Here is a 23,000-nt window from a genome sequence, read left to right as displayed (position 1 = left end):
TTATTTGCGGAACATCGCCAGCATGCGGCGGGTGACGGCGAAGCCGCCGAACATGTTGATGGCGGTGAGCACCAACGCCAGCACGGCACAGCCCAGGATCAGGCTGTTGGGCCGGTCGGCGACGCCGGTCGCGTCCAGCGGCGGCGCGACCTGGATCAGCGCTCCGATGGCGATGATCGACGAGATCGCGTTGGTCACGCTCATCAGCGGCGTGTGCAGCGAGGGCGTGACGTTCCACACCACCATGTAGCCGATGAAGCAGGCCAGCACGAAGACGGTGAAGTGCGACAGGAACGCCGCCGGTGCGTACATACCGACCAGCGCGAACAGCAGCGCACCGACGCCGAACACGATGGCCAGGGTCTTGGCCGACATCGGTTCGCCGGGGCCATGGGCCGACCCTTTGGGTGCCGCTGCCACGGCGGGTTTGGGTGGCGGCTTGGGCGCGGCAACCAGCGCGGGCGCGGGCCAGGTGATTTCGCCGTCCTTGACCACCGTCAGGCCGCGGATCGCGTCGTCCTGCATGTTGACGTTGATGACACCATCCTTGGTCTTGCACAACTCCTCGCTGAGACGGAACAGGTTGGTCGCGTACAGCGTGGACGACTGGCGTGCCATGCGCGAGGCCAGGTCGGTGTAGCCGACGATGGTGACGCCGTGGCGCACCACCGCCTCGCCCGGCACGGTGAGCTCGCAGTTGCCGCCCTGCTCGGCCGCCATGTCGACGATCACGCTGCCGGGCTTCATGCTGCGCACCATCTCGGCGGTGATCAGCTTGGGCGCCGGTTTGCCCGGGATCAGCGCGGTGGTGATGATGATGTCCACCTCGCGCGCCTGCTTCGCGTACATCTCGCGCTGCGCGGCCTGGAAGCCTTCGCTCATGACCTTGGCGTACCCGCCGCCGCCGGAGCCTTCTTCTTCGTAGTCGACCTTGACGAACTCGCCGCCGAGAGAGACCACCTGGTCGGCCACCTCGGCGCGCGTGTCGTTGGCGCGCACGATGGCGCCCAGGCTGGCGGCAGCGCCGATGGCGGCCAGGCCGGCCACGCCGGCACCGGCGATGAACACCTTGGCCGGCGGCACCTTGCCCGCGGCGGTGATCTGGCCGTTGAAAAAGCGGCCGAAGGCGTTGGCCGCCTCGACCACCGCACGGTAGCCGCTGACGCCGGCCATCGAGGTCAACGCGTCCATCTTCTGGGCGCGGCTGAGGGTGCGCGGCAGCGCATCGATGGACAGCGCGGTCACTTTCTTCGCGGCCAGTTGCTGCATCAGCTCGGGGTTCTGGGCCGGCCAGATGAAGCCGATCAGGGTCTGGCCCGCGTGCATCAGCGCCACCTCGTCGGTGGTCGGCGGGCGCACCTTGAAGACGATGTCGGCGCTGTTCCAGAGTTCGGCGGCCGAACCGGCGATGCTGGCGCCGGCCTCGCGGTAGTCGTCATCGCCGAGCTGTGCCTGTTCGCCCGCGCCGCGCTCCACCACCACGGCAAATCCCAGCTTGACCAGTTTGGCCACGGCCTCGGGCACGGTCGCCACGCGTTTTTCGCCGGGGAAGATTTCGCGGGGTACGCCAATGCGCTGCGGCGCTGGGGCGGTGGTTTCGATCGGTGCGCCAGAAGTCATGGGCCAGTCCTCAATGCGGAAAGTTCAGAATGAAACAGAGGGGTGGAGCCGGGTCAGCCCCCGCCCTTGGAGCCCGATGGCGGCTGCTCCAGCCGGATCGGTGGAACCACCAGGCGGCCGGACAGCGAGTACACGCTGCTCTTGACCGCATCCTTGAGCTGCCGGCCCCAGGCCACATGCGCGGGCGGGACACCCTTGGGCAGGGTATCTGTCACGGCGGCGCCGTCTGCGTTGATCGGTGCGGTCACAAAAACCATCACGTCGACAAACGATCCCGTCGAGATCGCGTGGCGGCTCATCACCGTGTAGACGCCAGGCTGGTAGGACAGCTCTCCGGACGCCTGCAGGAGAAGCACCTCGGGCGCCAGCGTCTTGAACACGCTTTCGCTGCTGTAGCGGGGCAGCACCATCAGACACTGGGCAAACCGCTGGCTAAACCCCTCATTGCCTTCCTGAAAAGTCTGCTCATCGGAGTGACACACCGGGTTGTACGTCATGTATCCGGCGCTGCCACCCCCCAGGCCACCGGAGTTGGCACTCACGAGCACGAGGGTCTGACCTTCGCGGCCAGTCGATTCCCGGAGGTACAGCTTTCCCTGGATCGACAGCGCACCTTCCTTTTCGCCACCAAAAGCCTGCGACCGGTCTGGCAGGGGAATTTCCTTCCAGCCATCACCCGCGAGCTCGACGCCCACACGGCCCACAGAAAACTCAACAGCCTGGGCGGCCAGCGCCCCCAGCAGCATCCCGGCACCCACCAGCACCTTGACCACCGCGCCACACATCTTTCTTTGCTCTTGCTTCATGTTGTTTGATTCCCTCCTCGCCGTCCGGCGGGTAGCGCGCCAGCTTAACCGACGGCCCTGAGGCCTCCGACCCACGCAAACCCTTGTCGCACAAGGACTTGCGCAAGTTGAGACACCACGAATTTGCGCCATGAACGCGCTGTCATTTCACGATGCGGCAAGACCTCCCGTCGAAAGGAACTTCCGACCGGTCGGCCGGGATAATCCGGCCCATGAACACCCGATGGAAACCCAGTGTCACCGTGGCCGCGATCATCGAGCGCGATGGGCGCTATCTGCTGGTCGAGGAAGAAACGCCCGAGGGCCTGCGCCTGAACAACCCGGCGGGCCACCTCGATCCGGGTGAAAGCCCCGAGCAGGGCGTGGCGCGCGAGACGCTGGAGGAAACGGCGCACGCGTTCAAACCCACGGCCCTGGTCGGCATCTACCTGTCGCGCTTCCAGCGCGAGAGCACGGCCGAGGACATCACCTACCTGCGCTTTGCCTTCTGCGGCGAACTGGGTGCCCTCGATCCGGACCGGAGGCTGGACACCGGCATCGTGCGCACGCTGTGGATGACACCCGGGGAACTGCGCGCGAGCGCGGACCGTCACCGCAGCCCGCTCGTGTTGCACTGCATCGAGGACCACCTGGCCGGCCGGCGCGTGCCGCTGGACGCGGTCACCACCGACCTGTCGATCTACCGCGCCCGCTGAACGCCCGCGGATTCAGTCAAGACCGCGCACCGAACCCCGCAGCTGCTTGACGGTCGAACGCCCGGCCTTGGCCTGCAGTCGCCGCTCGCGGGAGGCTCGGGTGGGCTTGGTGGGTTTGCGCGTGAGCGGCACGGTCGCGGCCGCGTCGACCATGGCCTGCAGGCGAGCGAGCGCCTCGGCCTTGTTCTGCTCCAGGCTGCGGCTGGACTGCGCCTTGATGACGATCACGCCCTCGGTCGTGATGCGCTGATCGCTGGTGGCCAGCAAGCGTTGCTTGACCGCGTCGGGCAAGGCGGAAGCGTGCACCGCAAAGCGCAGGTGCACGGCGTTGGAAACCTTGTTGACGTTCTGCCCGCCCGCACCCTGCGCTCGGATCGCGGTGAACTCGACGTCGGAGGGATCGATGCGGACCATGGTGCGCGGCAGTGTGCCACGCCGCTCTGCATCAGTAGCGCTCTTTCACACCGGTCACCATGGCTTTCACCAGCCGGGTGCGCTCGATGCGGCCCATGACGATGGCGGAGGCGGCGTGCAGGCCGGCGGAGATCAACAGCGCGTGGGCCAGCATTTCGTGCAGCTCCTGCAGCCACTCTTCACCGAAGTAGGCATCGGTGCCCTGCATCCAGCCAGTGACGCCCAGGGCGATCACCAGCCCCATGAGCAGGAACATCATCAAGGCACCCAGCGGGTTGTGGCCCCAGTGGTGGTCCGGATGACCCGAACGCATGGCCTGCAGGTGGTGCCGCAGGCGCGAAGGCGTCGGAAAGAAATCGGAAAAGCGCGCGTAGCGCGAGCCAATGAAGCCCCAGACGAACCGCGCGACCACGAGTGCGGCGGCCAGATAGCCCGCCCACTCGTGTGGCGCCTCGCCCTCTTCGAGCACGAAATAATTGAGCAGCACGCAGCTCACCAGGGTCCAGTGAAAGACCCGGACAAACAGGTCCCAGACGGGACGGCTGGTTTCGCTCGAAGACACGGGGCTCATCGGCAAACGTGACTTACTTGGTCACCTGGGCGCCGGTGGCGGGATCGAACCAGTGTTCGACCTTCTTGCCGTCCTTGGTGCCGTAGATCTCGTAGCAGTTGCCCTTGTTGACCTTGAAGGTCTTGATCTGGTAACCCTGACCTTCAGCCTGCTTCTTGAACTGGGCTTCGGGCATCCACTTTTCCTTGGGCACATTGCAGGAAGGTTCGGCAAAAGCCATACCGGCGACGGCCAACAGAGCGGCGGAAACAACAATCGACTTCATGAAATATCCCTTTCAAAGACATCCCAGCAAGTGCTGGTGGGTGTATTGAACGGGACCCACATGAAGTGGGCCTTAAGCGGCCTGTGTGAAGTTGTTTCCTTCTGTGAGGACGCGTTCAGGCCGCTTCGGGCCGGCCCTCGCGTCCGCTGCGCCACATCAGCAGCACGGCCAGCAGGGCCGAGGCCACCATCAGGAACAGGCTGACCGCGTTGAGCACCGGGGTCGCACCCTCGCGCATGCGCCCGTACATCAGCACCGTCAGCGGCGCGTCCGAACCCACCAGCATCAGTGTGGTGTTGAAGTTCTCGAACGACATCAGAAAGGCCATCGCTGCGGCGCCGATCATGCTCGGGCGCAGATAGGGCAGCGTGATGGTCCAGAGCACCGCGGCGCGGCTGGCGCCAAGGTTGAACGCGGCCTCTTCGAGCGTGCGGTCGAAGCGGCGCAGGCTGGCCGACACTGTCAGCGTCGCGATCGTCACGATGTAGCAGAACTGCCCCAGGATCACCAGTGGCAGGCCGGGCCGCAGGAAGTCCAGCTCGATGCCCCAGGTGGCGTCGGCGAAGTTGGCGATGCGGCTGGCGAAGGCCAGGATCGAGATGCCCAGGATCACGCCCGGAATCACCAGCGGCACCATCGACAGCAGCGCCACCGCGTTCTTGCCAGGGAATTCGAAGCGCTCCAGCAGAAAGGCGTTGCAGGTGCCGACCAGCACCGACAGCAGCGTCACCCAGACGGCGACCCAGGCGCTGACGCCGATGGCCTTGATCAGCTCGCCGTCGTGCAACAGGCCAGTGCGCGCGTCGGTGTTCGCGGTGAACCAGTCGAGCGTGAAGCCCATCCAGGGCGGGGTCGGGTAGTCGGCGTTGTTGAACGCGAACACCGCGACCACCACCAGTGGCACGAACAGGAAGACGAAGAAGACGCCGACAAAGGCGCCAAGGCCGAAGCGCTGCAGCGGTGGTCGAGGAAGACTGGGAATCATGATGCTTTCATCACGGCGCCAAACCGCTGACCGGTGAGCTTCAACCCTGCCCACACCAGCAGGCTGGAGAGGAACAGCAGCAGGAAGCCGAAGGCCGCGCCCTGGTTCCAGTTGAAGCGGGTGATGAACTGGGTGTAGATCTGCTCGGTGAACCAGAGCGAGTCTTTGCCGCCCAGCAGCGTGGGCGTGAGGTAGTTGCCCAGGCACAGCATGAAGACCACGATGGACCCGGCGGCGATGCCCGGCGCGGCGTGCGGGATGACGATGCGGCGCACGATGTTGGCGGTGCTGCCGCCGAGGTCGTAGGCGGCTTCGATCAGGCTGTCGTCCAGGCTCTCCAGGCTGTTGACCAGCGGGATCACCATGAACAGCAGCGAGGCATAGACCAGACCCACCAGGATGGTGGCGTCGTGGTACAGCAGCTCCACAGGCTGGTTCGCCAGGCCCGTGGCCTGCAGCAGGCGCGAGACCACACCAGTCTCACGCAGCAGGATCAGCCAGCCCAGCGTGCGCACCATCTCGCTGACCCAGAACGGCAGCAGGCACAGCACCAGCATCACCATCTTCAGACGCCCCTTGGCGACCTTGGCGATGTACCAGGCGGCGGGAAAGGCCAGCAACAGCGTGAACACGGTCGCCAGCACCGACATCACCGCCGTGCGCACGAAGGTGTTCCAGTACAGCGGCTCGTCGACGAAGGTGCGGAACTGGTTCAGGCTGAACGCGTATTCGCCGGGGCCCACGCGCGCCTGCAGCGACAGCAGGGCGAGCTCCACATGCGGCAGCACCACCAGCCCGCCCAGCCACAGCAGGGCCGGCGCCAGCAGAAACGCCAGCATCCAGCGGCGGTGGGTCGCGATGTCGTTCATCGGCTCAGGCCGCAAAGCACCAGGCCTGCGCGGGCTGGTAGGAGAAACACACCGTCTCGCCGTGGCGCAGGTCGGCTAGGCGCCCGGTCAGCGGCAGCGCGATCTGCAGCGCGGTGTCGCTCTTGTCTTCGCGCACCTGCACGGTGGAATTCCCGCCATCGAACAGCACGCTCTGCACCGTCGCGGTCCAGGCCGGCTCGCCGGCCGGCAGCTCGCGCGCGCTGCGCCCGATCTCGATCGCCTCGGGGCGGATGAACAGCAGCGCTTCCTGGCCCACGTCGACCGCACCCACGCGCTGCGACCACAGCGCCATGCCACCGGCCGTGCGCAGCAGCACCTGCTCGCCGTTGCGCGATTCGATCTTGCCTTCGAAGCGGTTGTTGTTGCCCACGAAGCCCGCGACGAAGGCGGTCTTCGGCTGGTAATACAGGTCCTGCGGCGAACCGAGCTGCTCGAAGCGCCCGTGGTTCATCACCGCGACCTGGTCCGACATGACCAGCGCTTCCGACTGGTCGTGCGTGATGTAGACGAAGGTGGTGCCGACCTCGGCCTGCAGCTGCTTGAGCTCGACCTTCATGTGCTCGCGCAGCTTCAGGTCGAGCGCGCCCAGCGGCTCGTCCAGCAGCAGCAGCGCGGGTTCGAGCACCAGCGAGCGCGCAATCGCCACCCGCTGCTTCTGCCCGCCCGAGAGCTGGTCGATGCGCTTGCCCTCGCTGCCCGGCAGGCCGACACGCCGCAGCATGTCGGTCACCTTGGCTTTGGCCGCACTGCCCTTGACGCCGCGTCGCTCCAGCCCGTACGCGATGTTCTCCCCCACCGTCATCATCGGGAACAGGGCCAGGTGCTGGAACACCATGTTCACCGGCCGCTTGTTGGGCGGCACGCCGTTCATCGACGCGCCCTTGATGCGGATGTCGCCAGCGTCGGGCTCGATGAAGCCCGCGATCATGCGCAGCAGCGTGGTCTTGCCGCAGCCCGAGGGCCCGAGGATGGAGAAGAAGGACCCCTGGCGGACGCCGAAGCTCAGGTCGTCGACCGCCGCAAACGCGCCGTAGCGCTTGCGGACGGTCTGGATCTCGAGATCGAAGGCGCCCGCACGGTCCGCCTGCGAAGCGGTCACGGCGGGAGCGGCTGGCATCGGCTTACTTGGCGGCCTTGACGCGGTCGAGCACGCGGCCTTCGATGTCCTCGATGCCGGCCGGCACGGCGGGGTACCACTTGATGTTCTTCAGCGCGGCTTCGGGGAAGCTGTCGGCGAACTGCTTCTTGAGCACCGGGTCCATGCCGGCGTCACCGCCCTTGGCAGCCGTGAAGTTGCCAGCCGCGGTGGCGACCTTGGCAGCGATCTCGGGGCGCATGTTGAAGTTGATCCAGGCGTAGGCCGCCTCGTCGTTCTTGCCCTTGGCCGGGAGGGCGAAGGTGTCGACCCAGCCCAGCGCGCCGGACTTGGGCGCGACGAACTTGATGTCCGGATGGGTCTTGTTCAGACCCCAGCCGCCCGTGTCCCACATCATCGCGGTGGTCAGCTCGCCCGCGCGCATGCCAGCCAGCAGCTGGTCCTTGCCGTCCCAGAAGAACTTCACGTTCTTCTTGCAATCGGTCAGCGTCTTGCCGACTTCGTCCATCAGGGCGCCGTAGGCCTTGGCGTCGCTGTACAGCGAGAACGGGTTCTTGCCGGACGCGAACGCAAACGCGATCAGGGTCGGGCGCTTCAGGCGCATGGACACCTTGCCGGCGTTCTCGGCCGCGCACAGGTCGGTGTAGTCGGCAGCCTTGGAGGTCTTGGTGTTCACCACCAGACCGTCGGTGCCCCAGATGTGCGGCACGGCGTAGACCTTGCCGGCGACGGTGGTGTTGATGCGCGTGGCTTCCAGCATCGAGGGAATGAACTGCTCGCCCTTGATCTTGGTGAGGTCCATCGGCTTGTAGATGCCGAACTCGGTCTGCGGGCCGGCAATGCGGTCCTGGCTGGGCTGGGCCAGATCGAAGCCGGCGCCAGCGGTGGCGCGCAGCTTGGAGATCATTTCCTCGTTGTTCGAGAGTGTGATCTCGACCTTGATGCCGGTCTCCTTGGTGAACTGCTCCACCACGTCCTTGGGCGCGTAGTCGGCCCAGGTCAGCAGACGCAGGACTTTGTCTTCGGCATGGGCCGCACCGGCAACCAGCATCAGCGTGGCCAGGGCCACGCGGGAGATCTTGCTCTTCATGGGAGTTTCGCTTTCAGAGAAGGGATGACTTGGGTGGAACAGCCGTTGCCGCGGAGCGGCCGGCAGGGAGAACAGCCAGACGCAGAATCCGGCAAAGCCCAGCATAAGTCAATACCGTGAAAGTCCCGTGACACCGGCGACGCCGGTGCGACGCGCTCAGGCCGCGGCGTGCAGCACGTCGAAGCCCAGGTGGTGCATGACCTCGCGCAGGATCAGCACCACAGCGTCTCCTGCGGGGTCGTCGAAGCCGCTGCCGCGCGCGGAGGGCGCACCGATCGCGCGCCCGGCCAGCGACTGGTACTCGCGCTCGATCTGCGCCAACGCAATGGTCCCTTGCTCCAGCCCGGCAATGGCACCACCGCGTTGCAGCGGCGCCAAGGTGTCGGCGCTCACCACCAACCGTCCACCCCGGGGCACGCGCGGCACCAGGCCCTCGATCTGGTCTTCCACCAACTGGATGGCGTTCTCGATCGCGAGCGCCGACGGCCCGCTCGTGGTCGCCGGCCAGAGCACGGCCGTGCCCACTGGCAGACTGCGGCGGCCGTCGGCGCCCCACTCCGCCAGGGTCTGGCGCGGGCCTACCGACAGGCGCAGCGTGACTGGTGGCACTGGCGAGTTCATGCCTTTGCTCCGGCGTCGACCGCCGCCACCAGCAAGGCCAACGCGCGCTGGTCGATGCCGTGGCCCAGACCGGGCAGCACATCAGCGTACGCGTCGGCGCCCAACGCCCGCAATTGCGCGACGGCCTGCGTGCTGTGCGCGGCGCCGATCACCGGGTCCTGGTCGCCGTGAACGAAGCGCCAGACGACACCTTCGGGTGCCTGCCGCGGCGGCACCGCAAAGCGGCCCGACATCGCCACAACACGCGCCGCCAGCGGCTCGCCCACCTGCGTCGATTCGAGCGACATGATGGCGCCCTGCGAGAAGCCAGCGAGCACGGTCTGCGCGGCCATCAGGCCCGTACGCGCCTGCCAGCGGCGCACGGTCTCGGCAAAGCGCGGCATGACCTCGGCGATGCGGCCGGCGCGGTTGGTTTCGGTCACGCCTTGCACCGAGAACCACTGCCAGCCCGCCCCGAAGTCGGACGCGAACGGCGAGCGCACCGCGACCACCCAGCGGTCGTCGCGGGCCAGTGCCGGCCCCAGCGCCTGGAACCCCTCCGGGCTGGCGCCCACACCGTGGAACAGCAGCACCAGCTGGTGCGCGGGCGCCGTGGGCCGGTGAAGGACGATGTCGCCCGCGGGCGCTTCGTGGCGCGAGTCCATGTTCAGGCCTCCACGGTCTCGGGCGCATCGGCAGGGATGTCGCCGAACCGGTACGCGTCCATCGACAGCACGCCGTGCGTGATGCCGCCGTCGATGCGCACACCGGGTGCTTCATCGCCGGCCACACCGGCCGCCACCATCAGCGGCCACAGGTGTTCGGCCGTGGGGTGGGCGCGCTGCGCGTGCGGTGCAATCGCCATGGTCTGCTGCAGGCGCGCGTGGTCGCGGCTGGTGACGGCGTTGCCGACCCAGTGCGCGAACTCGACGGCGTAGTCGTCGGCCGGCGCATCGGGGTCGTCGAAACGCACCTCGTACAGGTTGTGCGTCAGGCTGCCCGAGCCGATCAACAGCACGCCTTCGTCGGCCAGCGGCGCCAGCGCCTGGCCGTAGGCGTAGGCCTTGGCACCGTCCAGGCGCGCCGGCAGAGAGACCTGAAACACCGGAATGCCGGCTTCGGGGAACAGGTGCATCAGCGGCACCCATGCACCGTGGTCCAGACCCCATTGCGCATCGGCCTCGGCGGCGTAGCCAGCGGCGCGCAACACCTCGATCGCACGTTGCGCCACGTCGGGCGCGCCGGGCGCGGGGTAGTTCAGCTGGTAGAGCGCGGGCGGGAAACCACCGAAATCGTGGATGGTCTGCGGACGCGGCGTGGTCGCCACGCGCGGCTCGCGGGTCATCCAGTGCGGCGAAACCACCAGCACCGCCTTCGGGCGCGGCAGCGTCTGGCCCAGCGCGGTCAGCGACGGACCGGCCAGGCCGGGTTCGAGCGCGAACATGGGCGAGCCGTGGGAGATGAACAGGGAGGGCCAACGGGCGGACATGGTGGATTCCTTGAATGAGGTGGAAGGCGTCGTGGGCCCTCATGGGAATCAATGTAGGCGCCAGCCCATCCAGAAACATTCGAAGCCCTCGCCGGTCACATTCCAATTTTTTGAAGCAAACACCCCCTCTACAGCGACTGGGATAATTCCAACCATGGCGAACAAGCAACGTGTGGTGGTCGGGTTGAGCGGGGGTGTGGACTCCGCGGTGAGCGCGTACCTGCTCAAGCAACAGGGTTACGAAGTCATCGGCATCTTCATGAAGAACTGGGAAGACGATGACGACGACGAGTACTGCTCGACGCGGCAGGACTTCCTCGACGCCGCTTCGGTGGCCGACGTGCTGGGCATCGACATCGAACACGTCAACTTCGCTGCCGAATACAAGGACCGCGTGTTCGCCGAGTTCCTGCGCGAATACTCGGCCGGGCGCACGCCGAACCCCGACATCCTGTGCAACGCCGAGATCAAGTTCAAGGCCTTCCTCGACCACGCGATGCGGCTGGGCGCCGAGAGGATCGCGACAGGGCATTACGCCCGGGTGCGCCTGAACGAAGCCACCGGCCGACACGAACTGCTCAAGGGCCTGGACCCGCTGAAAGACCAGAGCTATTTCCTGCACCGTCTGAACCAGGCGCAGCTGTCCAAGACGCTGTTCCCGGTGGGTGAACTGCCCAAGACCGAGGTGCGCCGCATCGCGGCCGAGATCAACCTGCCCAACGCGAAGAAGAAGGACAGCACGGGCATCTGCTTCATCGGCGAGCGGCCGTTCCGCGACTTCCTCAACCGCTACATCAGCAAGGAACCCGGCCCGATCAAGGACCCGACCGGCCGCACCATCGGCCAGCACGTGGGTCTGTCGTTCTACACGCTGGGCCAGCGCCAGGGCCTGGGCATCGGTGGCGTCAAGGCCAAGGGCGCACAAAAGGGCGGCGCCGAGCATGCGCCCTGGTTCGTGGCGCGCAAGGACGTGGAGAAGAACATCCTCTGGGTGGTGCAGGGCCACGACCACCCCTGGCTGCTCTCGCCCAGCCTGCGCGCCGAAGACCTCAGCTGGGTCGCGGGCCACGCCCCGGCCGACAGCCACATCGCAGCCAAAACCCGCTACCGCCAGGCCGACGCCGCCTGCGCCTTCCAGGGCGAAGACGGCGCCTTCACCTTGCGTTTTGCCGAACCGCAGTGGGCGGTGACGCCGGGCCAGAGTGCGGTGCTGTACGACGGCGAGGTGTGCCTGGGCGGCGGCGTGATCCACACCGAAGCGGCCAACGCGCCGGCCTGATTCGCTTTCTGAAGGTCAGGGCCTGCGGCGCAGCAGCCGCGCGTGCATCGGGCGCACAAAGCGCACCCCGTCCGACCCGCACAACGCCTCGAACGCCGCCTTCACGCGCGCCTCGATGTCGGGTGTGATCTGCAGCTCGACAAAGCTCGGGTAGAGCATGCGCTGGGCGAAGTCGGCCCAGCCGGCGAAACGCACCACCTGGGCAAAGCAACGGTCTTCCACCGGCAACCAGTCCTTGCCCGCGGCCAGCGCACGGTCCACCGCCGCCTGCGCCGCCGCACGGACCACGCCTTCGTCGTTGTAGAGACGCACGATCTCGTTCAAGGCGCCGCCATAGATCGGCTCGCTGACGTAGAACCACCCGCCCGACCGCAGCACGCGCGCCACCTCGGCGAGCGCCGCGTCCATCGCCGGGATGGGCACGTGGTGCAGGCTCTTGAGCATCATCGCGCCGTCGAAACTGCGCCTCGGGAACGGCACCGCTTCGGCGCTGGCGGCGAGGAACAACAGGCGCTCTTGGGGTGCGGCCAGGTTCTTGGCGTGCTGCACCGAATCCACCTCCAGCCCCACCACCTCGCTGCCCGCAAAACGCTCCAGCAACGACCGCGCCAGCCGGGCATTGCCGCAGCCCAGTTCAAGGATGCGCTGTTCGGCCAGCGGCACCAGCTCGGCCAGCAGGTCGAGTTCGTCGCGGACCAGGGACAGGTGATCGGGGTTGGGGGCGGGCGTGATCATGGCAATGCAAGCTGGGTGGACTCTGGCGCGGACGCCGGGGTCTGGGCATCTCCGGCCGCCAGGCTCGCGACCAGCGCCAGGAAGCCGTCGCGCGGCAGCCCGGCGAACCAGGGGTGCCAGCACCGCTGTTCCAGCACAGTGCTGACCGCGCGGGCGCGCCGGGTGTGGCTGTGGAACAGCAGGATTTCGTCGGGCAGGGTGAAGACGCGGTTGGTCACGCTGTCCCACATGGCGCCGGGGTCGGCCGGCAGAGGTTGCAGCGGACAGTCGGCCGCCGCCAGCAGGCCGCCACAGAACAGGCGGTCGCGCCAGAGAAAGCTGAGGCAGTGCGCGGTGTGGCCGGGGGTGGCCAGCACCTGCAGGGTTTCGTTGCCGAAGGGAAGGCATTCGTCGGCGCCCGGCCGCCACGCGCCTTCGCGCGCCAGCCCCTGCACCACCGGCACCCGCCAGGCGGCCAGCCGCTCGAACTCGCCGGGCTGCAGGTCGTCGTGCCCATGCGTGCGCAACACCCAGCGCAGCCGCAGGCCACCCTCGCCGAGCATCGCCGCCAGCACCGGCAGGTCGCGGCCGTGCGGATCGATCAGCACCGCCTCCCGCGACACCGGGTCGGCCAACAGGTAGCTCAGTTCGCCCAGGCGATCGTCGTAAAGGATGCGGAACAGGTTCACGGCACACAGACGTCCAAGAACCGTGCCACCCCGCCAGATGGAAAAAAACCCATGGCGACAAGCACTTGCCTGCCCAGGCCTGCCACGTGCCTGACGCCGGGCCCTGGTCTGTCTGCCAGATCTGGCAGACAATGTCAGGACTCACTACCCCACCGGGTACCCCGATGAAACCCCTGCCCGAACTCACCGCGTTCCTCGAAGGCCTGACCGAACCGCACATCCTGTTCGATGCGCAGTACCGCATCCTGGCCGCCAACGCCGCCTACCGGCGCCAGTTCAGCCCGGACCGCAGCATCGTCGGCCGCCACTGCTACGAGGTCTCGCACCACTTCGCCGTGCCCTGCGACCAGGCCGGCGAGTCGTGCCCGCTGGCGCAGTCAAAGATCTCGGGCCAGCGCGAGCGTGTGGTGCACCTGCACCACACGCGCCAGGGCGAGGAGTACGTGAACATCGAGCTCTCTCCGCTGCCCGGCGAAGACGGCCAGCCGGCCTTCTATGTGGAGAAGATGGAGCCGCTGAAGGTGGCGCAGAGTCAGCCCGCCAGTCAGGGCCTGATCGGGCGCTCAGCGGCCTTCCAGCGCATGCTCGGCCTGGTGGCGCGGGTCGCGCCCTCGCGCGCCACCGTGCTGCTGCTGGGCGAATCGGGCACCGGCAAGGAACTGGTCGCGCGCGCTGTGCACGAAGCCAGCCCTCGCGCCAGCAAGCCGCTGGTCGCCGTCGACTGCTCCAGCCTGCCCGAGACCCTGTTCGAGTCGGAGCTGTTCGGCCACGAGCGCGGCGCCTTCACCGGCGCCACCGCGTCCAAGGGCGGCCTGGTGGAAGCGGCCAGTGGCGGCACCCTGTTCCTCGACGAGGTGGGCGACATTCCACTGCCGATGCAGGTCAAGCTGCTGCGCCTGCTGGAAACCGGCACCTACCGGCGCGTGGGAAGCAGCGAGCTGCGGCACGCCGACATCCGCGTCGTCTCCGCCACCCACCGCGACCTCGACCGCCTGATCGCCGAAGGCAAGTTCCGCGAAGACCTGTACCACCGGCTCTCGACCTTTCCGATCCAGCTGCCGCCCCTGCGCGAACGCCGGGGCGACATGGCGCTGCTGGCGCCGGCCCTGATTGAACGTGTCGCGGCGCCACGCCGGCTGGGCCTGTCGCCGGCCGCGCTGGCGCGGCTGGAAGCCCAGCCCTTCCCGGGCAATGTGCGCGAACTGCGCAACCTGCTGGAGCGGACGGCCCTGATGTGCGACGGCGACGTGATCGAGGCGCAGCACGTCGACGAAGCCATCGCCACCGGCCGCCTGCCAGGTCGCCCCGAACCGGCCGCCGCACCGCGAGCGCCCGCCACGGCCGGCGAAGAACTGCGCGAAGCCGGGCGCGAAGTGCTGCGCGCCATCGTCGCGGCCCACCAGGGCAACCGGGCCGCGCTGGCGGCGAAGCTGGGGATCAGCGAACGTTCGCTCTACCGCAAGCTCAAGTCCCTCGAATGAGCCCCGCTGTGCGCACCACGGAGCGTGGCCCCATGAAGCTGCCCGGGGTCATGCAACTGCGTTAGGCTAGCCCCCATTCGACAACCGGATGGGGAAATCGGCATGGTTTTGCGTGTGCGCAGTGCGCTGTGGTGGATGGGCCTGGGGCTGGCAGCGGCCGGCCATGCGTCGGCGGTGCAGATCACCGACCTGAGTCCGCAGGGCGAAGTCGCCCGGGTGCGGCAGGTGAGCGCAAAGTTCGACGCGCCCGCCGTGAATTTCGGCAGCCCGAACGCGTCGGCGCCGCTGCAGCTGAGCTGCAACGAGCCCCAGGCCTCGGCCGGCACGGGCCGCTGGATCAACGACCGCGCCTGGGTCTACGACTTCCAGCAGCCGCTGCCGCCCGGCGTGAAGTGCACGCTGCAGGTCGCGCCGGGTTTCGTCGCGGTCGACGGCAAGCCGCTGGCCGGCAAACAGCGTTTCGCGTTCGAGACCGGCGGCCCGACAGTGCGCAACAGCGCGCCGTCCGACGGCCAGACGATCGAAGAAAGCCAGTACTTCCTGCTGCGCTTCAATGGCGCGGTCGCGCCCGAGAGCGTCCAGGCCAATGCCTGGTGCGGCATGGACGGTCTGGGTGAGCGCATCGCAGTGAAGCTGATCACCGGCACCGAGCGCGAGCAGCTGGTCAAGGCGCGCGGCTGGGACCGCAAGGATGTTCCCGCCGACCAGGTTGTCGCCCTCGCCTGCCAGCGCCAGCTCACGCCCGCGGCCAAGGTGAAACTGGTGCTGGGCAAGGGTGTGGCCACGCCGGGCGGCGTCGCGACGCGCCAGGACCAGCGCCTGAACTTCACCGTGCGCGAGCCGTTCAAGGTCACGTTCAGCTGCGAGCGCGAGAACGCGCAATCGCCCTGCCTGCCACTGCGTGGCATGTCGCTGCGCTTCAACGCTCCGGTCATGGCGAAACAGGCGATGGAAATCCGCCTCCGGCCCGCGGCCGGCGGCGAAGCGCTGACGCCCAAACTGGAAGACGGTGCACAGGGCGACGACGCGGTGGACGGCGTGGACTTCGCCCCGACCCTGACCGAAAAGGCCAGCTACACGGTCGAGCTGCCCAAGGGCCTGGTCGACGCCTCGGGCCGCGCGCCCGCCAATGCGAACCAGTTTCCGCTCAAGGTCGCGACCGGCCTGATGCCGCCGCTGGTGAAGTTCGCGGCGTCGCCCTTCGGCGTGGTCGAGCGACTGGCCGAACCCGGCGGCGCGGCGCTGCTGCCAATCACGGTGCGCAACGTCGAGCCCGAGCTCAAGGCCCTGGGCCTGGCCGTGAGCGGCAGCAAGGTCAGCGACCTCAAGCTCTCCAGCGACGCCGAGATCATTGCCTGGTACCAGCGCGTGACCACCTTCCACGAAGGCACGGTCGAACGCAAGCTGGCGGCGCAGTGGGCCAAGACACCGCTGCCCAAGGTCATCGACAAGGACAACAAGGACTGGGTCGAGTCGCGCATGCTCGGCCTGCTGCAAGGTCTGCCGAACGTGAAACCGCTGGACCTGCCCAAGGCGCCTGCGGGTGATCCGCGGCCGATGGAAGTGGTCGGTATTCCGCTGCAGCCAGGCTTCCACGTCGTCGAGATCGCCTCACCGCGGCTGGGCCGCTCGCTGCTCGACGATCGGCACGGCGAGGCCCGCACGATGTATGTGCGCAGCTCGGCGCTGGTGACCAACCTGGGCGTGCACTTCAAGCTCGGGCGCGAGAACGCGCTGGCCTGGGTGACGACGCTGGACAAGGGCAAGCCGGTGGCGGGTGCGGCGGTACAGGTCTCGGACTGCCGCGGCAAGCTGGTCGCCAAAGGCCAGACCGACGCGCAGGGTGTGGTGAAGCTCGACGGCGTACCGGCGCGCGCGCCCCTGTGCCTGAACGGCCAGGCCGAGGGCGATGACGAGGGCGCGGGCGCCTGGTTCGTCAGCGCTCGCGCGAAGTCGGCCGACGGCGTGGAAGACCTGGCCTTCACCTGGAGCGACTGGAACCGCGGCATCGAAACCTGGCGCTTCGATCTGCCCACCGGCGACCTGTCCAGCGCCACCCAGCGCGCCCACACCGTGCTCGACCGCGCCCTGCTGCGGGCTGGCGAGACACTGTCGATGAAGCACTTCCTGCGCACCGAAGACATGAAGGGCTTCCATGTGCCGGACCTCAAGAACGGCGAACTCATCGTCACCCACCAGGGCAGCGGCCAGGAGTTCCGCCAGCCCGTGGCCTGGCGCAAGACGGCGACCGGCGGCCTGAGCGCGACCAACGAATTCGCAATTCCGCCGTCGGCCCGGCTGGGCGTCTACACGGTACAGCTCTCGCAGTCGCTGGGCCGCCAGGGCACCGAGATCCTGGACAGCGCGCAGTTCCGCGTCGAGGAGTTCCGGCTGCCGGTGCTGCAGGGGCAACTCGGCGCCAACGACAAGAAGCCGCTGGTGGCGGTGACCAGCACGCCAGTGGACCTGCAGGTCAGCTACCTCTCGGGCGGTGGTGCCGGCAACCTCGCGACGCAGGTGTCGGCGCTGATGCGCCGCAAGTCGCTGTCGTTCCCCGGCTACGAGGGATTCAGCTTCGACCCGCCGCGCGCCCCCAGCCGGGCGCAAGAGGGCCACGACGATGGCGAGGACGGCGCCGACGCTGCGCAGAAACTGGTCGCCGACAAGCTGCCGCTGACGCTGGACAAGAACGGCCGCGGCCGCACGGAGATCAAGGACCTGCCCGCGGTCACTTCGCCGCAGCAACTGCTGATCGAAGCCAGCTACGCCGATCCCAACGGCGAGACGCAGACCCTGCGCCACGTCACCACGCTCTGGCCCGCTGCCGTGGTCGCCGGCATCAAGACCGAAGGCTGGGTTTCGACCCGGCAACAGGCGCGCTTCCAGGCCTTGGCGCTGACGCTGGACGGCAAGCCGGCGGCCAATGTGGCGCTGGAGGTGCGCGCCTCGGTCAAGACCACGACCACCACGCGCAAGCGCATGGTCGGCGGCTTCTACACCTACGACAACAAGACCGAGTCAAAAGACCTGGGCAGCCTCTGTTCGGGCAAGAGCGATGCGCGCGGCCTGCTGCTGTGTGAAGCGAAGCTCGACGATGCCGGCGAGGTCGAGCTGACTGTGGTCGCCAAGGACAGCGAGGGTCACGCGCACCAGAGCGCCGCCTCGGTCTACGTCACGCGCCAGGGCGAGCTCTGGTTCGGCGGCGAAGACCACGACCGCATGGACGTGGTGCCCGAGAAGAAGCGCTACGAGCCGGGCGAGACGGCGCGGCTGCAGGTGCGCATGCCGTTCCGCTTCGCGACCGCCCTGGTCAGCATCGAGCGCGAAGGCATCATCGACACGCGCGTGGTGCAGCTCAATGGCGAAGACCCGACCATCGACCTCAAGGTCGAACCCGGCTGGGGGCCGAACGTCTACGTGAGCGTGATGGCCCTGCGCGGGCGGCTGCGCGAGGTGCCGTGGTACAGCTTCTTCACCTGGGGCTACCAGGCGCCGCGCGAGTGGTGGACGGCGTTCTGGTACGAGGGCAAGGAATACGTGGCACCGACCGCGATGGTCGACCTGAGCAAGCCGGCCTACCGCCTGGGCGTGGCCGAGCTGAAGGTCGGCACGGCGGCGCACGAGATCCAGGTCAGAGTGAGCACCGACCGCGAGGCCTACCCGGTGCGCGGCAAGGCGCAGGTCACCATCCAGGCCAAGCTGCCCAATGGCCAGCCCGCGGCCAACGCCGAGGTGGCACTCGCCGTGGTCGACCAGGCCCTGCTCGAGCTCGGCCCCAACCCGACCTGGGACCTGCTGGCCGGCATGTGGCAGCGGCGGAACTGGAGCGTCGAGACGGCGACCGCGCAGATGGAAATCATCGGCCGGCGCCACTACGGTCGCAAGGCGATTTCGGCCGGTGGCGGCGGCGGCCACAGCCCGACGCGCGAGCTGTTCGACACCCTGCTGCTCTGGAATCCGTCGGTGGTGCTCGACGCGCAGGGCCGCGCGACGGTGAGCGTGCCGCTGAACGACGCGATCAGCAGCTTCCAGGTGGTTGCCGTGGCCGACTCGGGCCAGGGCCTGTTCGGCACCGGCCAGACCAAGTTCCGCGCCACGCAGGACCTGCAGATCATCAGCGGCCTGCCGCCGCTGGTGCGGGAGGGCGACCGCTTCATGGCGCAGTTCAGCCTGCGCAACACGACGGCGCAAGCGATGAAGGTCAACGTCAGCGCGCGCGCCACCCTGGTCGAGACGCCAGCGCAGACGGTCGAGATTCCCGCCGGTGAAACCCGCGAGGTGAGCTGGGACGTGACGGCTCCGGTGCCGCTGGGCCTGGGTCGCTTCGAGGCGCTGCTGTGGGAAGTGACGGCGCAGGACCAGAGCGGCAAGGCGCGAGACGCGGTCAAACTCAGCCAGCGCGTGCTGCCGGCCGTGCCGCTGACGGTTCGGCAGGCCACGCTGGCGCAGATCGACGGACCGCTCTCGATGCCCGTCGCGGCCCCTGCCGACGCGCTGATGGATGCCCAGGGCGCACTGCGCGGCGGCATCCGCATGAGCTTGCAACCGACGCTGGCCGAAGGCCTGCCGGCCGTGCGCGAATGGTTCGCGAACTATCCGTTCGCCTGCCTGGAACAGAAGACCTCGAAGGCCATCGGCCTGCACGATCCCAAGCTCTGGCAGACCATGCTCGCCCAGCTGCCGACCTACCTCGACAGCGACGGCCTGGCGAACTACTTCCCGCCGCGCGACGGCGCCGCGCCCTCGGGCAGCGACACGCTGACAGCCTACCTGCTGGCAGCCTCGCACGAAGCCTCGGCGCTCGACCCGGCCTGGACCCTGCCCGACGCATCGCGCGCGGCCATGCTGCGTGGGCTGGAGAACTTCGTCGCCGGCAAGGTCGAGCGCACGTTCTGGAGCCCGCGCAAGGACCTGAACCTGCGCAAGCTCGCGGCGGTCGAAGCGCTCTCGCGCTACGGCAAGGCCAACGCCCGCCTGCTGCAGAGCATCGAGATCGCGCCCAACCAGTGGCCCACGCACGCGGTGATTGACTGGGTCAACGTGCTGCGCCGCGTCAGCGACATTCCCAAGCGCGAAGAGAAGCTGGCCGAGGCCACCCAGATCCTGCGCGCGCGCCTGTCCTGGCAGGGCACCAAGCTGGTCTTCAGCACCGAGTCCGACGACCAGTGGTGGTGGCTCATGCAGAACGGTGACACCAACACCGCGCGCCTGCTGCTGGCCGTGATGGACGACCCGGCCTGGAAGGACGACATGGGCCGCATCGCCAGCGGCTTCATCGGCCGCCAGCAGCAGGGCGCCTGGCAGACCACCACCGCCAACCTCTGGGGGGGCCTGGCGCTGCAGAAGTTCTCGGCCCGCTTCGAAGCCGTGCCGGTGACCGGCAGCACGCGCGCCACGCTCGGCGCCGCCAGCGCCGCGGTCGACTGGAGCAAGGTGAGTCGCGCCGATCCCAAGGCCCCGGTGGCCGCGGGCTTTGCGACCGTGGGTCCGGCCAAGGGCGACCCCAACGTGCCGACCGGCCCATGGCGCAACAACAGCGCGACCATCGCCTGGCCCAAAGACGGCGCCTCGTCGCTGTCCGTGTTGCACCAGGGCAGCGGCAAGCCCTGGGTCACGTTGCAGGCCCTGGCCGCGACGGCGCTGAAGGCGCCGGTCTCCGCCGGCTATACGGTGAAGAAGACCATCACGCCGGTGGAACAGGCCGTCGCCGGCAAGTTCAGCAAGGGCGATGTGCTGCGCATCACCATCGAGGTCAACGCCAGCACCGACATGACCTGGGTCGTGCTCAGCGACCCGATCCCGGGCGGCGCGACCCTGCTGGGCAGCGGCCTGGGCCGCGACTCGGAGATCGCGACCACCGGCGAAAAACGTTCGGGCAACGGCTGGCCGGTGTTCGAGGAGCGCAGCTTCGAGGCCTTCCGCAGCTACTACGACCGCCTCTCGGCCGGCAGCTTCAAGACCGAGTACACGGTGCGGCTGAACAACGTGGGCACGTTCGCCTTGCCGCCCACACGCATCGAGGCAATGTACGCGCCCGAGGTCTTCGGCGAATTGCCCAACGCGCCGGTGAAGGTCGAGGCGAAGTGAAACGGAGGGCGCTGCCGGTCGGCGTGCTGGTCGGGGTGCTGGTCGGGAGCTTTTCGCTGCCGGCCTGGGCCCTGCCCAGCTTCGCCGAAGTGAAGGCCGCGCACCCGACGTCCGAGACCCTGTTCCTCGACCGCCACGGCGAGATGCTGCAGCGCCAGCGCACCGACCCGTCGGTGCGCCAGGGTGCCTGGGTCGCGCTGCCCGAGGTCTCGCCCGCGCTGCGCAGCGCCCTGGTCTACAGCGAAGACCGGCGCTTCTACGAGCACGCGGGCGTCGACTGGCAGGCGGTCGCGTCCGCCGCCTGGGGCAACCTGTGGAACACACGCACCCGCGGCGCCTCGACCATCACCATGCAGCTGGCCGGCCTGCTGGACGGCGACCTGAAGGCCGGCGCACAGGGCCGCAGCTGGACACAGAAGGCGGGCCAGGCGGTGTGGGCGCAGTGGCTGGAGACGCGCTGGCGCAAGGACCAGATCCTGGAGGCCTACCTCAACCGCGTGCCGTTCCGCAGCGAACTCGTCGGCATCGACGCGCTCTCGCGCAGCCTGTTCGGCAAGGCACCGCACGGGCTGGACGCCGACGAGGCCGCCATCACCGCCGCGCTGGTGCGCGCGCCCAATGCCGCGCCTGAACGCGTGGCCGACCGCGCCTGCGAAGTGCAGCAAGCGATGGCGCGTGCGCAGGGCGCGAAGGCCGACTGCCTGTCGGTGCGGCTGCTGACCGGCACCGTGCTGCGCGAACGGCGCTGGGCCGCCAGCGAAGGCGATGCGCCACACGCGACGCGGCGCGCCTGGAACGAATGGCGCCAGCAGGCGGGCACCGGGACCCGCGCCACACCGCCGCAAATCCGCACCACCCTTTGGGCGCCGCTGCAGCGCGAGGCACAGACGCTGCTGCAACGCCAGCTGCGCTCGCTGCTGGGCCGGCGTGTCGAAGACGGCGCGGTGGTCGTGCTCGACAACGCCAGCGGCGAGGTGCTGGCCTGGGTCGGCTCCTCGGGTCTGCTGAGCCAGGCTGCCGAGGTCGACGGGGTGACCGCGCTGCGCCAGCCCGGCTCCACGCTCAAACCTTTCCTCTATGCACAAGCCATCGCAGAGAAGCGCCTGAGTGCAGCCTCGCTGATCGAGGACGCGCCGACCCACATCCCGACCGCGGCCGGTCTTTACATCCCGCAGAACTACGACCGGAACTTCCGCGGCTGGGTGTCGGTGCGCACCGCGCTCGCGTCGTCGCTCAACATCCCGGCCGTGCGCACGCTGGCCATGGTCTCGCCCGAGGACTTCGCCGCACAGCTGGTGCGGCTGGGTCTGCCGCTGCGCGAGGGTGGCGACTACTACGGCCTCGGCCTCGCGCTGGGCAGCGCCGAGGTCACCCTGCTTTCACTCACCAACGCCTACCGCACGCTGGCCAACCAGGGACGCCAGGGCCCGGTCGCGCCGCTGCTGGCCAGCCAACGCGGGGCGGTGGGCGGCAGCGCTGTGCTCGACCCCGGCGCGGCCTTCATCGTCGGCGACATCCTGTCGGACGCCAACGCACGCGCCGCCACCTTCGGCACCGACAGCCTGCTGGCCACGCGGGTCTGGACTGCGGTGAAAACCGGCACCAGCAAGGACATGCGCGACAACTGGGCCGTGGGCTGGTCGCAGCGCTACACGGTCGGCGTCTGGGTCGGCAACGCCAGCGGGGCGCCCATGGGCGACGTCAGCGGCACCACCGGCGCCGCGCCGGTCTGGGCCGGTCTGATGCGCTGGCTGCACGAGCGCCAGCCCAGCCGCGCGCCGTCGCCGCCGGCTGGACTGATCGCACAGACCGTGCGCTTCGGCGACCGGCTGGAGCCGTCCCGCCGCGAGTGGTTCATCGCCGGCACCGAGCAGCCGCTGTTCGCGCTGGGCGCGGGGGGTGACAGCGGCGCGCCAGACCTGCGCCCGCGCATCCTCAGCCCGACCACCGGCACCATCCTCGCCATCGACCCCGACATCCCGCCGGCACACCAGCGCCTGACGCTCAAGGCCGAGGCCGCCGACGTGCGCTGGCGCCTCGACGACAAGCCGCTGGGCAAAGGGAAAGAAGTGCAGTGGATGCCCTGGCCGGGCCGGCACCGCATCGAAATCGTGAACGCCCGCGGCGAGCTGCTCGACAGCGTGCGCATCGAGGTGCGCGGTGCGGGTGTGAAGACCAGCGCACGCCCTTGAGCAACAGCGGCGGGGCTTGGGGGTCAGGAATTCAGCG

Annotated in this window: 19 protein-coding genes; 5 read left to right on the top strand and 14 right to left on the bottom strand. The window is 68.5% G+C overall.

Annotated features, from left to right (window positions below):
- Together ACLIJ1_RS22390 and ACLIJ1_RS22385 are read right to left on the bottom strand one after the other, a co-directional pair.
- Window positions 1-1,620 (bottom strand): Re/Si-specific NAD(P)(+) transhydrogenase subunit alpha, encoded by a 1,620-nt coding sequence (locus ACLIJ1_RS22390; RefSeq protein ID WP_411367781.1) that lies wholly within the window; start codon window positions 1,618-1,620, stop codon window positions 1-3.
- A 53-nt stretch (window positions 1,621-1,673) separates the two neighbouring features.
- Window positions 1,674-2,426 (bottom strand): hypothetical protein, encoded by a 753-nt coding sequence (locus tag ACLIJ1_RS22385; protein WP_411367780.1) that lies wholly within the window; start codon window positions 2,424-2,426, stop codon window positions 1,674-1,676.
- 212 nt (window positions 2,427-2,638) lie between these two features.
- Here ACLIJ1_RS22385 and ACLIJ1_RS22380 point away from each other — a divergent pair, with 212 nt between their 5' ends.
- Window positions 2,639-3,121, top strand: a complete 483-nt coding sequence (locus ACLIJ1_RS22380) for an NUDIX hydrolase (RefSeq protein WP_411367779.1) — start codon at window positions 2,639-2,641, stop codon at window positions 3,119-3,121.
- A gap of 12 nt (window positions 3,122-3,133) precedes the next feature.
- Here the strand turns inward: ACLIJ1_RS22380 and arfB are convergent, their stop codons facing one another.
- The 10 genes from arfB to ACLIJ1_RS22330 form a co-directional block, all read right to left on the bottom strand.
- A complete protein-coding gene (gene arfB, locus ACLIJ1_RS22375; protein ID WP_411367778.1) occupies window positions 3,134-3,535 on the bottom strand; it encodes an alternative ribosome rescue aminoacyl-tRNA hydrolase ArfB in 402 nt (133 codons plus the stop codon).
- Window positions 3,536-3,566: 31 nt separating this feature from the next.
- Window positions 3,567-4,106: a cytochrome b/b6 domain-containing protein gene (locus tag ACLIJ1_RS22370; RefSeq protein ID WP_411367777.1), complete on the bottom strand. Its 540-nt coding sequence runs from the start codon at window positions 4,104-4,106 to the stop codon at window positions 3,567-3,569.
- Between the two features lie 13 nt (window positions 4,107-4,119).
- Window positions 4,120-4,371, bottom strand: coding sequence for a PepSY domain-containing protein (locus ACLIJ1_RS22365; RefSeq protein WP_411367776.1), 252 nt, complete (start codon window positions 4,369-4,371; stop codon window positions 4,120-4,122).
- Between the two features lie 115 nt (window positions 4,372-4,486).
- Entirely contained in the window at window positions 4,487-5,356 is an 870-nt protein-coding gene (locus ACLIJ1_RS22360; RefSeq protein WP_411367775.1) for an ABC transporter permease, read from the bottom strand.
- Window positions 5,353-6,225, bottom strand: coding sequence for an ABC transporter permease (locus ACLIJ1_RS22355; RefSeq protein ID WP_411367774.1), 873 nt, complete (start codon window positions 6,223-6,225; stop codon window positions 5,353-5,355). Before ACLIJ1_RS22355 ends, ACLIJ1_RS22360 begins: the two co-directional genes overlap by 4 nt.
- A 4-nt stretch (window positions 6,226-6,229) precedes the next feature.
- Window positions 6,230-7,363 carry an ABC transporter ATP-binding protein gene (locus ACLIJ1_RS22350; protein ID WP_411367773.1) on the bottom strand — a complete coding sequence of 378 codons (1,134 nt, stop codon included), beginning with the start codon at window positions 7,361-7,363 and terminating at the stop codon, window positions 6,230-6,232.
- A gap of 4 nt (window positions 7,364-7,367) precedes the next feature.
- Entirely contained in the window at window positions 7,368-8,432 is a 1,065-nt protein-coding gene (locus ACLIJ1_RS22345) for an extracellular solute-binding protein (RefSeq protein ID WP_411367772.1), read from the bottom strand.
- A gap of 156 nt (window positions 8,433-8,588) precedes the next feature.
- Window positions 8,589-9,053 carry a hypothetical protein gene (locus ACLIJ1_RS22340; RefSeq protein WP_411367771.1) on the bottom strand — a complete coding sequence of 155 codons (465 nt, stop codon included), beginning with the start codon at window positions 9,051-9,053 and terminating at the stop codon, window positions 8,589-8,591.
- Window positions 9,050-9,697 carry an esterase gene (gene ypfH, locus ACLIJ1_RS22335; protein WP_411367770.1) on the bottom strand — a complete coding sequence of 216 codons (648 nt, stop codon included), beginning with the start codon at window positions 9,695-9,697 and terminating at the stop codon, window positions 9,050-9,052. The genes ACLIJ1_RS22340 and ypfH overlap by 4 nt, the downstream gene beginning before the upstream one ends.
- A 2-nt stretch (window positions 9,698-9,699) precedes the next feature.
- A complete protein-coding gene (locus ACLIJ1_RS22330) occupies window positions 9,700-10,521 on the bottom strand; it encodes a dioxygenase (protein ID WP_411367769.1) in 822 nt (273 codons plus the stop codon).
- 154 nt (window positions 10,522-10,675) lie between these two features.
- Here ACLIJ1_RS22330 and mnmA point away from each other — a divergent pair, with 154 nt between their 5' ends.
- On the top strand, window positions 10,676-11,800 hold the full coding sequence (gene mnmA / locus ACLIJ1_RS22325) for a tRNA 2-thiouridine(34) synthase MnmA (protein WP_411367768.1): 1,125 nt from the start codon (window positions 10,676-10,678) through the stop codon (window positions 11,798-11,800).
- A gap of 15 nt (window positions 11,801-11,815) precedes the next feature.
- Here mnmA and ACLIJ1_RS22320 read toward each other — a convergent pair whose 3' ends face one another.
- The gene (locus ACLIJ1_RS22320) at window positions 11,816-12,535 is read right to left on the bottom strand and encodes a class I SAM-dependent methyltransferase (RefSeq protein ID WP_411367767.1); all 720 of its coding nucleotides are present in this window, start codon (window positions 12,533-12,535) and stop codon (window positions 11,816-11,818) included.
- The gene (locus tag ACLIJ1_RS22315) at window positions 12,532-13,203 is read right to left on the bottom strand and encodes a hypothetical protein (protein ID WP_411367766.1); all 672 of its coding nucleotides are present in this window, start codon (window positions 13,201-13,203) and stop codon (window positions 12,532-12,534) included. Before ACLIJ1_RS22315 ends, ACLIJ1_RS22320 begins: the two co-directional genes overlap by 4 nt.
- Before the next feature lie 164 nt (window positions 13,204-13,367).
- Here ACLIJ1_RS22315 and ACLIJ1_RS22310 point away from each other — a divergent pair, with 164 nt between their 5' ends.
- The 3 genes from ACLIJ1_RS22310 to pbpC all read left to right on the top strand — a co-directional run bounded on the left by ACLIJ1_RS22310 (window position 13,368) and on the right by pbpC (window position 22,963).
- Complete coding sequence (locus ACLIJ1_RS22310; RefSeq protein ID WP_411367765.1) at window positions 13,368-14,684, top strand: sigma-54 interaction domain-containing protein; 1,317 nt, start codon at window positions 13,368-13,370, stop codon at window positions 14,682-14,684.
- 102 nt (window positions 14,685-14,786) lie between these two features.
- Entirely contained in the window at window positions 14,787-20,771 is a 5,985-nt protein-coding gene (locus ACLIJ1_RS22305; RefSeq protein ID WP_411367764.1) for an alpha-2-macroglobulin family protein, read from the top strand.
- Window positions 20,768-22,963, top strand: a complete 2,196-nt coding sequence (gene pbpC, locus ACLIJ1_RS22300) for a penicillin-binding protein 1C (protein ID WP_411367763.1) — start codon at window positions 20,768-20,770, stop codon at window positions 22,961-22,963. The genes ACLIJ1_RS22305 and pbpC overlap by 4 nt, the downstream gene beginning before the upstream one ends.
- Window positions 22,964-23,000: the final 37 nt, after the last annotated feature.

The organism is Hydrogenophaga sp. RWCD_12, from assembly GCF_046604225.1.
GTDB lineage: Bacteria > Pseudomonadota > Gammaproteobacteria > Burkholderiales > Burkholderiaceae_C > Hydrogenophaga.
The sequence above is the reverse complement of the archived record's forward strand: the minus strand, read 5'-3'. Positions and strand labels throughout refer to the sequence as shown.